The 11460-nt window shown below is 42.6% G+C and carries 6 protein-coding genes and 1 pseudogene; 1 reads left to right on the top strand and 6 read right to left on the bottom strand.

The genetic code is table 11. The features are described 5' to 3' along the window. Positions 1 to 100 precede the first annotated feature (100 nt). Positions 101 to 835, top strand: coding sequence for an N-6 DNA methylase (locus tag AC4PHI_RS03365; protein ID WP_492200909.1), 735 nt, complete (start codon positions 101 to 103; stop codon positions 833 to 835). 105 nt (positions 836 to 940) lie between these two features. Here the strand turns inward: AC4PHI_RS03365 and rpoC are convergent, their stop codons facing one another. From rpoC to tsaB, 6 genes and pseudogenes are all read right to left on the bottom strand, one after another. Beyond that, positions 941 to 4591: a DNA-directed RNA polymerase subunit beta' gene (gene rpoC / locus AC4PHI_RS03360; protein ID WP_492200908.1), complete on the bottom strand. Its 3651-nt coding sequence runs from the start codon at positions 4589 to 4591 to the stop codon at positions 941 to 943. Between the two features lie 63 nt (positions 4592 to 4654). Next, positions 4655 to 8194 (bottom strand): annotated as a pseudogene (rpoB, locus tag AC4PHI_RS03355) (DNA-directed RNA polymerase subunit beta); the annotation flags it as partial. A 399-nt stretch (positions 8195 to 8593) separates the two neighbouring features. Next, positions 8594 to 9631 carry a tRNA (adenosine(37)-N6)-threonylcarbamoyltransferase complex transferase subunit TsaD gene (gene tsaD, locus AC4PHI_RS03350; protein WP_492200907.1) on the bottom strand — a complete coding sequence of 346 codons (1038 nt, stop codon included), beginning with the start codon at positions 9629 to 9631 and terminating at the stop codon, positions 8594 to 8596. Positions 9632 to 9641: 10 nt separating this feature from the next. Beyond that, positions 9642 to 10097: a ribosomal protein S18-alanine N-acetyltransferase gene (gene rimI, locus AC4PHI_RS03345; RefSeq protein WP_492200906.1), complete on the bottom strand. Its 456-nt coding sequence runs from the start codon at positions 10095 to 10097 to the stop codon at positions 9642 to 9644. Further along, positions 10087 to 10644, bottom strand: coding sequence for a ribosomal protein S18-alanine N-acetyltransferase (rimI, locus tag AC4PHI_RS03340; RefSeq protein ID WP_492200905.1), 558 nt, complete (start codon positions 10642 to 10644; stop codon positions 10087 to 10089). The genes rimI (AC4PHI_RS03345) and rimI (AC4PHI_RS03340) overlap by 11 nt, the downstream gene beginning before the upstream one ends. Beyond that, entirely contained in the window at positions 10628 to 11350 is a 723-nt protein-coding gene (gene tsaB, locus AC4PHI_RS03335) for a tRNA (adenosine(37)-N6)-threonylcarbamoyltransferase complex dimerization subunit type 1 TsaB (protein ID WP_492200904.1), read from the bottom strand. Before tsaB ends, rimI (AC4PHI_RS03340) begins: the two co-directional genes overlap by 17 nt. Positions 11351 to 11460: the final 110 nt, after the last annotated feature.

Genomic DNA, 11460 nt, shown 5'->3' with positions numbered 1-11460 from the left:
TCTCGTATCTTCTGATTTTTGTAAAACATCTCTTAGCCACCTATATCATTTTCGAGTTTCTCTCAATATAATTTAGTGCCATCTAAAGAGGTATCCAAACATGAAATTTAAATTTGAGACGAGCAAAAAAGATTATAGTGATTTTTCCAGTGACAGGGTCATCCTTAATGCTCCGAGAACACCGGCATTTCCTGTAAGGATAGCAAGCGAGATTACGGCAAGATGTTTATCTTACCTAGACTCTTCAGAGAATCTCTCTATTTATGATCCTTGCTGTGGCGGCGGGCATTTGTTAACTGTGATTGGATTTATTTACAGCAAAAATTTAAATAAAATATACGGTACTGATATTGATGGAAAAACTCTTGAATACGCCAAAAAAAATTTAAGCCTTCTTACAACCAGCGGATTACTGCAAAAGAGAGCACGACTTCAATACGATTATGACAAAGACGGTAAAGAAGCCCAACTGAAAGCACTGCATAGTGTGGAGCGGCTACAGACCATGATATCAGATTCTAAAAGATTGCCAAAAGATATTCAATGTTTAAAGTGGGATATCACTCATTCGCAACTCCCGCCATTTAAAAATATTAACATTGTTATTACCGATTTACCCTATGGACTTATGGTGCAATGGGAAGGAGTCATGAAAAAAGATAATCCGACCGAAAAGATGCTAGGCAATATTTATCAAGTGCTCAATTTAGATAATTCCATTGTGGCCATTGTTTCCGAGAAGAAGCAAAGAATAAAGCATGAGCATTTTGAGCAAGTTCTACGTCTTAAACATGGGAAAAGGAAATTTACATTTTTACGGCCATCAATTTTTTAAAATGTCTTGTTTAATTAAAAAATTCCACAAAAATCCTAAAAAAGATTTTTGCGGAATTTTTAATCTCCAAGGCTGTTGACAGCTGCTCATGTTACGGCTTCATTTTTATTCGTTGCCTAACAAGGCATCTTCAGCTGCCATTTGTGCTTCAATATCACTAATACTATAAACATTTTCACTGGCTACTCCGACTTCTTTCGGTTCCATATTGCGGTATTTCGCCATCCCCGTACCAGCAGGAATAATCTTACCAATGATAACATTTTCCTTCAAACCAAGCAGCGGGTCACGCTTGCCACGAATAGCAGCATCAGTCAGAACACGTGTGGTTTCTTGGAATGATGCAGCTGATAGGAAACTATTTGTCTCCAAGGAAGCTTTAGTGATTCCCAACAAGACTGGTCGAGCTGTCGCTGGAGTTCCACCATGTATCAATGTTTGATAGTTTTGATCTTTAAAATCAGAAATATCCAGCAATGTTCCCGGCAGGACATCTGTATCGCCTGGGTCCATCACACGAACTTTACGCAACATTTGACGTACCATTACTTCAATGTGCTTGTCGCTGATTTCCACCCCTTGCATACGGTAGACTTTTTGTACTTCGCGAAGCAGATAGGTGCTGACAGAAATTACATCTCTAACTTGTAACAGTTGTTTCGGTTCAATCGACCCTTCCATCAATGGATCCCCGCGATGGATTTCATCTCCCTCAGCAACTTTTAGTCGTGCAGTGTATGGAACAGTATACGTTCTTGTATCGGTTTTTCCAGTCACTGTGATTTCACGCATACGCGTCGCAGCATCTTCATTGATTTCTGAGACCGTACCAGTAACTTCAGAAATAATCGCCTGTCCTTTTGGATTACGTGCCTCAAAGATTTCCTGTACCCGCGGTAAACCTTGGGTAATATCATCTCCGGCAACTCCTCCGGTATGGAAAGTTCTCATGGTCAACTGTGTCCCCGGCTCACCGATTGATTGGGCAGCGATGGTACCAACTGCTTCTCCAACCTCAACTTCTGAACCTGTTGCCATATTACGTCCGTAACAAGTCTTACAAACACCATGCTTAGTGTTACAAGTAAAGACTGAACGGATGGTCACTTTTTCTACCCCAGCATCCAAAATTGCCTTAGTCATGTCCTCATTTAACAAATCGCCTTTATCAGCTAACACCTCTCCAGTTTCCGGATGAGTCACTGCCTTATGAACATAACGTCCTAATAGACGTTCTTCCAAAGTCTCGATGACTTCATTGCCTTCACGGATAGCTGCTATCTCCAAGCCGCGGTCAGTTCCACAATCAGTTTCCCTGATAATAACATCTTGGGCAACATCCACCAGACGACGAGTCAGATAACCCGAGTCAGCAGTTTTCAGAGCGGTATCTGTCATTCCTTTACGTGCACCGTGAGTGGAAATAAACATCTCCAAAACCGTCAAGCCTTCACGGAAGTTTGAAATAATCGGCAATTCCATGATACGTCCGCTAGGAGCTGCCATCAATCCACGCATACCTGCCAGCTGAGTAAAGTTGGAAATATTACCACGGGCACCTGAATCACTCATCATGAAAATCGGATTCTTGGCATCCAGTGTTTCCATCAATTTCACTTGGATTTCATCTTTTACTTTATTCCAAATACCGATTACTCGCTCATATCGCTCATCATCTGTAATCAGTCCCCGACGGAACTGTTTAGTTACATTATCGACTTGTTTGTGAGCTTGTTCGATCATTTCGGCTTTTTCATACAGGACAACAATATCAGCAGCACCAACAGTAATACCGGCTGAGGTTGAATGATGGTAACCCAAGTCTTTCATACGGTCAAGCATCCGTGATGTTTCGGTAATCTTGAATCGCTTAAAGACTTCAGCAATGATGTTTCCTAAATGCTTTTTCTTGAACGGCAGGATTATCTCCTGCGCCTGAATGCTCGCTTTTATGTCGGTTCCGGGCTCAACAAAGTATTTATTCGGTGTTTCAACCACCAGGTTATAATCTGTCGGCTCATTAAGATATGGAAATTCATCCGGCATGATTTCATTAAAGATGATTTTTCCAACCGTTGTCATCAAGATTCGCTCTTTTTGCCATTCTGTAAACGGCTTATGAGACAAACTGGACGTTTGCAAACCAACACGTGTGTGAAGATGTACGTAACCATTACGCAATGCCAACACAGCTTCGTTCATGTCGCGGAAGACCATGCCTTCCCCTTCACGATTTTCTTCTTCCATGGTCAGGTAGTAGTTCCCCAAAACCATGTCCTGAGAAGGTGTGACGACTGGCTTGCCGTCTTTAGGGTTTAGAATGTTTTGAGCCGCCAACATCAGCAAACGTGCCTCCGCCTGTGCTTCTTCATTTAAAGGTACATGGACCGCCATTTGGTCTCCGTCAAAGTCAGCATTATACGCCTCACAGACTAACGGATGAAGACGGATTGCTCGTCCTTCCACCAGTACCGGCTCAAAAGCCTGAATACCAAGTCTATGCAAGGTAGGTGCACGGTTCAGCAAGACCGGATGCTCCCTGATAATATCTTCCAACACGTCCCAAACATCATCTTCTTGACGCTCGATTTTACGTTTAGCATTTTTAATATTGCTTGCCAATTCTCGTTGAACCAGCTCCCGCATAACAAAAGGCTTGAACAACTCGATGGCCATTTCTTTCGGCAGACCGCACTGGTACATTTTCAAATTCGGTCCAACAACGATAACCGAGCGTCCTGAATAGTCCACACGTTTCCCGAGTAAGTTCTGACGGAAACGTCCTTGCTTCCCTTTCAGCATATGTGATAAGGATTTCAATGGACGATTTCCCGGTCCAGTGACCGGGCGTCCACGACGTCCGTTATCTATCAAAGCATCCACCGCTTCTTGAAGCATACGCTTTTCGTTTTGTACAATAATATTCGGTGCCATCAAATCTAACAAACGTTTCAAACGGTTATTCCGGTTGATTACGCGGCGATACAAGTCATTTAAGTCACTGGCCGCAAAACGTCCCCCTTCAAGCTGAACCATAGGACGCAAATCTGGCGGAATCACTGGGATCACATCCATCACCATCCAATTCGGCTTGTTGCCGGATTGACGGAAAGCTTCTAAAATATCCAGACGGCGGATCGCACGGGTCCGTTTTTGACCTGAAGCAACTTTTAATTCCTCTTTTAGTTCTGCCACTTCTTTTTCCAAGTCCACATCTTCCAAGAGCTTTTGCACTGCTTCGGCTCCCATGCCAGCTTGGAAAGACTGGCCGTATTGTTCACGTTTTTCGCGGTATTCGCGCTCTGTTAGAAGTTGTTTTTTCTCTAACGCAGTATCGCCGGGTTCTGTGACCACATAGGAAGCAAAATAAATGATTTCCTCAAGTGCCCGGGGACTCATATCTAAAATCAGACCCATCCGGCTTGGAATGCCTTTAAAATACCAGATATGAGAAACAGGTGCCGCTAATTCAATGTGGGCCATTCTCTCACGGCGCACTTTTGAGCGTGTGACTTCCACACCGCAGCGATCACAGACGATTCCCTTGTAGCGGATACGTTTGTACTTGCCGCAGGCACATTCCCAGTCTTTGCTGGGTCCAAAAATCCGTTCACAGAACAAGCCGTCACGCTCAGGTTTTAATGTACGGTAGTTGATTGTTTCTGGTTTTTTAACCTCACCGTAAGACCAGCTTCTAATTTTTTCTGGAGAAGCCAAACCGATTTGCATACTTTCGAATTTATTTACATCGATCAAAAGGTGTTCCCTCCATTTCCTTCTTTACAACAGCACAACAACGATTCATCTGAACTAATCATTTTTTGCCGCACTTTTCTCAGCTTGCTCTTGAGCGTATTTAGTCAACGCATCCACTGTGATCATATCGTCTTCATCATCGTCCATATCGCGCAACTCGATTTCTTTGTTTTCATCATCAAGCACACGCATATCAAGTCCTAATGACTGTAATTCTTTTACCAACACGCGGAACGATTCAGGAACACCTGGTTTTGGAATCGGCTCTCCCTTGACAATCGCCTCATAAGTTCTGACACGTCCAACCACATCGTCAGATTTATAAGTTAGAATTTCCTGAAGCGTATATGCTGCACCGTAAGCTTCCAGTGCCCAAACTTCCATTTCTCCGAAACGCTGTCCACCAAATTGTGCTTTTCCTCCAAGTGGTTGTTGTGTAACCAATGAGTAAGGACCAGTTGAACGAGCATGTAATTTATCATCAACCATGTGCGCTAGTTTCAGCATATACATCACACCTACTGACACACGGTTATCAAAGGCTTCACCTGTTCTTCCATCATAAAGGATCGTTTTTGCGTCTGAGGCCATTCCTGATTCTTTAACTGTTTCCCAAACATCTTCCTCGGTAGCACCATCAAATACTGGTGTTGCCACATGGATACCAAGCTTTCGAGCTGCCATTCCTAGATGAAGTTCGAGTACCTGACCGATGTTCATCCGTGACGGTACGCCTAGCGGGTTCAACATGATGTCCACTGGGGTGCCATCTGGCAAGAACGGCATATCTTCTTCCGGCATGATACGGGAAACTACCCCTTTATTACCATGACGCCCCGCCATCTTGTCACCTTCGTGAATTTTACGTTTTTGAACGATATAAACTCGAACCAGCATATTGACACCTGGTGACAATTCATCGCCAGCTTCACGCGTAAATATCTTCACATCATGGACGATACCACCGCCGCCGTGAGGCACACGTAAAGATGTATCCCGGACTTCACGAGCTTTTTCACCAAAAATCGCATGGAGCAAACGTTCTTCGGCTGATAATTCAGTCACTCCTTTAGGGGTTACCTTTCCGACTAAAATATCTCCGTCAATGACTTCTGCGCCGATACGGATGATTCCCATCTCGTCTAGATTTTTTAATGCATCTTCCCCAACATTTGGAATTTCCCGGGTAATTTCTTCCGGTCCCAGTTTAGTGTCGCGGGCCTCTGATTCGTATTCTTCAATATGAATAGAAGTATAGACATCATCTTTCACCAGACGTCGGCTCATGATAATCGCATCTTCGTAGTTGTAACCTTCCCAAGTCATGAAGGCGACTAAAACGTTCTGTCCTAAAGCCAGTTCGCCGTTTTCCATGGAAGGACCATCCGCCAAAACATCTCCTGTTTCGACTTTTTCACCCAGCTCCACAAGAGGGCGCTGATTGTAGCACATCCCTGCATTTGAACGCTGGAATTTGCTGACTGTATATTTATCTAAAGTACCGTTGCTACGACGCACACGAACGCCGTCAGCATCCACATACTCCACAACCCCATCATGTTGGGCTATCAGTGCCGAACCGGAGTCATGAGCTGCCTTGTATTCCATACCCGTCCCTACAAGAGGAGACGACGGTTGAACCAAAGGCACTGCCTGCCGTTGCATGTTGGCACCCATCAAAGCACGGTTTGAGTCGTCATTTTCCAAAAACGGAATACAAGCAGTCGCTACAGCTACTACCTGTTTTGGCGATACGTCCATGTAATCGACTTTATCAATAGAAACTTCCAAGTTATCACTTTGAATACGAGCCATAACATACTCGTCAACAAATGAGCCGTCGTCATTTAACAAAGAGTTAGCTTGGGCAACCATGTAATGGTCTTCCTCATCTGCAGTCAAATAATCAATTTGGTCTGTCACTTTGCCTGTTTTACGGTCCACACGACGGTAAGGAGTCTCGATAAAACCATATTTATTGATTTTAGCATAACTAGACAAGCTGTTCATCAATCCGATGTTCGGACCTTCTGGTGTTTCAATCGGACACATACGGCCATAGTGAGAGTAATGCACGTCACGAACTTCATAACCTGCACGGTCACGAGTCAATCCGCCTGGTCCCAATGCTGACAACCGGCGTTTATGGGTCAATTCTCCCAACGGATTGGTTTGGTCCATAAACTGGGACAACTGTGAAGAACCAAAGAATTCTTTGATTGATGCAACCACTGGACGGATATTAATCAACTGCTGCGGCGTCAATGTTTCAGTGTCTTGGATAGACATTCTTTCGCGGACTACACGTTCCATACGGGCTAAACCGATACGGAATTGATTTTGCAATAATTCACCTACGGAACGGATACGTCTATTTCCTAGATGATCGATGTCGTCCGTATGACCGACACCATCCTGAAGATTAAGGAAATAGCTCAATGAAGCAATAATATCTGCCGGTGTAATAACTTTTACACTGCTCTCAATCTGTCCATTACCAATCACATTGATAATACGATCCGGGTCTGTTTGAGAAACAACCTTGATTATTTGTAAAGTCACAGGATCCGTCATAGCGCCGTCTTCAGAGGGCTGATAAGTCACATTGTTCAAGCCGTTATCTAAATGAGGCTCCAATGTTTTCATGATATCATGAGTGATTTCTGTTCCTTTTTCAACTAGAATCTCACCAGTTTCCGGATCTACCAAAGTTTCTGCTAAAACTTGATTTAATAACCGGGTCTTCAAGCTGAGTTTTTTATTAACTTTATATCGTCCCACAGCTGCAAGATCATAGCGTTTCGGATCAAAAAAACGAGTGTAAAGTAAACTGCGTGAACTATCCGCAGTTTTAGGTTCTCCCGGACGCAGGCGTTCGTAGATATCCTTAAGTCCTTCTTCTGTTCGAGAATCAGAAGCATTTTTATGAATATCTTTTTCAATCGTTAAGCGAAGACTTTCATTTTCTCCCATCATTTCCAAAATTGTATCGTCTGAACCAAAACCTAGGGCACGGATCAAAACTGTCAGAGGGATTTTACGTGTCCGGTCGATACGCACGTAAGAAATATCTTTGGCATCTGTTTCAAGTTCCAGCCAAGCTCCGCGGTTTGGAATAACTGTCGTTCCAAAACTTTCACGGCCATTTTTATCTATTTTACTATTATAATAAACACCGGGTGAACGAACGAGTTGAGAAACGATGACACGCTCTGCCCCATTGATAATAAATGTTCCCATTTCCGTCATCAATGGGAAATCGCCAAAAAACACATCTTGGGATTTGATTTCACCAGTTGTTTTATTGTCTAATCTTAAAGTGACATGGATAGGTGCAGAATAATTTGCATCGTGGGCACGTGCTTCTTCAACAGTATATTTGGGCTCTTTCAGTTCATACCCGACAAATTCCAACGATAGCTTGTCGCTGAAGTCTTTAATCGGCAAGATATCTTCGAACATCTCCCGCAAACCCTCTTTTAAAAACCATTCATAAGAGTTTGTTTGAATCTCAATTAAATTTGGTAATTCTAATACTTCACTGATACGTGCGAAACTTCTTCTTTCGCGGTGCTTTCCGTATTTTACTACGTGTCCAGCCAAGCTCTTCACCCCTTCTGATTATTCCAAAACACTTGAAATGTTACAATATCATTTCAAATATTAAGTTTTCGTTAATTAGCAACAGACAGCTTATTTTTAGACAAAAAAAAACCAAAAATAGACCAAATTCTTCTTTTTGAAGTATCTATTTTTGCTTTGTTTATTCAGAAAGATTGAGTGGACAATATTTCACCCAATTTCCCCTTTATTTTAAAGCTACTACTAACGCCCATCTATTTTAGGCTATCATCTGTTATTTGTCAAGTAAAAATCCACGACATTGAATAGAAGACCTGTAAACAAGCTCTGGATGTTGATATCACTTCCCATTTTTTTTAAAATCTTCTTTACACTTTAAAAAGGATTTGAAAACCAGCCGGCTTTCAAATCCTTTTCTTCCTATTCTACATCACCTAATACCAAACTTGGGTCAGCATTGAGACTCATATCTGCTCTATTTCCTTTGTCAGCCTCAGAAAATGCTGCGGCTGCAATCATCGCTGCATTATCCCCGCAAAGTTTCAAAGGCGGAAAAACAACATCTACTTCAGGAAGTTCCTGCTTCATCCGCTGCTGCATCGCCGTTCTTAATCCTTTATTGGCAGCAACACCGCCAGCCACAATCAACTGGGTAACGGCATAATTTTCACATGCACGAACGGTCTTTTCCACCAGCACTTCAACAGCGCTGGCTTGAAAACTGCTGGCTAAATTTTCAATAGAAAGAGTTTCGCCACGCTGTTCCGCATTATGCACTTTATTGATAAATGCACTTTTCAATCCGCTGAAACTGAAATCATAACTGTCTTCTTTCATCATGGCGCGGGGAAAATGACAAGTATCCTGACCTAGACGGGCCAGTTCATCAATTTCTTTTCCGCTGGGATAAGCTAGCCCCAGCACTCTTCCCACTTTATCATAGGCTTCGCCCACGGCATCATCCCGAGTCTCGCCAATGACCTCATAAATCCCGTCTTCTTTCATGTAAACCAGTTCTGTATGCCCTCCGCTTACCAATAAAGCCATCAAAGGGAAGCCCATCTCTGTAACAAAACGTGCTGCATAAATATGACCTGCCATATGATTGACAGGGATCAATGGTAAATCATTAGCAAAGGCAAAGGCTTTTGCTGCACTGATACCAATCAGCAATGCCCCTACCAACCCGGGGCCTTCCGTCACAGCCACCGCACTTAAATCTTCTGCTTTGACACCGGCTTCCGCCATCGCTTCTTCCATGCAAACCAGCACTTGTTCCACATGGTGTCTGCTGGCAACTTCAGGGACCACCCCGCCAAATCTCTGATGGGAAAGTATTTGTGACGCTATCACGTTGGATAATATGATATTGCCGTCTTCCACAACTGCTGCGCTTGTTTCATCACAACTGCTCTCGATCGCCAAAATCAGACGCCTTTTTTTTGTAAAAATGCTCATTATTTCCACCTTACTTCAAAACCTTTTCCATTATCAGTCCGTCTTCTAAAGGCTGATGATAATAATTTTTCCGGATATTGATTAACTTAAAATTCATTTTTTGATAGAGACTGACAGCTGCCTGATTGCTTTTTCTTACCTCGAGATAAATCGAGGCTACTTGTTCCTCTAAACAACGGTCAATCAATGCCTTTAACATTCTTTCGGCAATTCTCTGACGCCGATATTCCTTAGAAACCACGATATTCAATATCTCTGCCTCATCAAAAATTTGTTGATACTGTAGATAAGCGATAAGTTCTTCGTGCTTTTCCTGTTCAACAAGCAGAAAATCATGATAAGGATGCACGATGGATTCTAAAAATTGCGCCTGTGTCCAAGGCGAACCACTGTCATAAGCTGTCTCGCTAAGTTCCCACAGCAATTGGGACAGCCTTTGAGACGAATAATCCTGTTTATGTTTCATTCATTTCATCCCTTAAAGAGAGTGCCATTAAAATTCCATCTTCATTGTTATTGTAATAAGATTCTTTTACTTTCATTGAAACGAAACCAAATTGTTCATACAATTTTTGTGCATCTCTGTTACTCTCTTTCACTTCCAATGTTACTGTTTCACAGTGGTGCTGTCTGGCAAAGTCAAGCAACCGGTGCAGAAAGCTGGTTCCTAAACCTTTTCGCTGAAATTTTTGGATCACAGCAACATTAGTAATATGTCCGGTGGTTCCCTCAATCCTAATGCCAGCAAATCCTATCACTTCTCTCTTATATTCTGCCACAAGGTACATCACCGGATGGGGACCATTAAATTCATTGATAAAGATAGCTTTCCCCCAAGATACCACGCCAAGGTATACTTCTTTTTGAATACGAATCAACTTTTTAATATCAGTATAACGTGCTTCCCGCAAAAGAAAATCTGGCAAAGCGGCAGTTTCATTACTAGTTTCATGATGAGGATGTTCTTTGAGTATTTCCCGCATCCGTTCGATGAAATTATATTTTTTCAACATAATGGTTCCTCTGTTCGGGGTGAGTTGATAACCATTTTTCTTCCGCTTCCGCGAGCTTCAAATAGGTTGGAACAAAACTTGCCAAATCTTCAACAGGTGATTCTTCCCGTCCCAATCTGCCCAATTGAACACTATTTAAGAGAAAATGCTCATTGATTTCATAATTCTCTGTCAGCTGAGAGTGTATCTGTTCTTTTAATGACACGGACAACTCGCCAACAAATACGATGGCTTCGCCCTTAAACCAGTGACTCAGCTGCTCCACCCAACGGTTAAAACCGATATGCTGATCCGCTACGACCGTGTCTAATTTATTTTTTTCCCAACGGTAGACACCTGCGTATACGTTACCTCTCCGGGCATCAAAGACCGGTACGATCAGCTTTTCTTTTTCAGCCACAGTACTGGCCAAGTGAGCTAAACTTGAAACAGCTGTCAGTTCAATCCCCAACGTCCAAGCCAGTGTTTTGGCAGTAGTCACCCCAATGCGCAAACCCGTATAAGACCCTGGTCCTTTTGCAACAACGATCCGGTCTAAGTCTTTAGGCATCACATTATTTTTTTTCATCAAGCTCTCGACCGCCGGCATCAATGTGACGCTGTGATTTTTATGCACGGAAGACGTGTAGCTGGCAAGCATCTTGTCATCTTCTAAAAGGGCGATACTCATCGTCTGGTTAGAAGTATCTAATGCGAGTATTTTCATTAATATCTCGTCCTTTATTTTGTAATCTTGATTATTGTAGCATAAAATCACAGAAACAAAAAAGGTTTCAAATCAAGTGTTTGACATAAACTGATTTTAAGTGTCTACTG

The sequence above is a fragment of the Vagococcus sp. QWL-13 genome (assembly GCF_058683555.1).
Note: the sequence above shows the minus strand (reverse complement) of the source record. Positions and strands in the feature narration are given on the sequence as shown.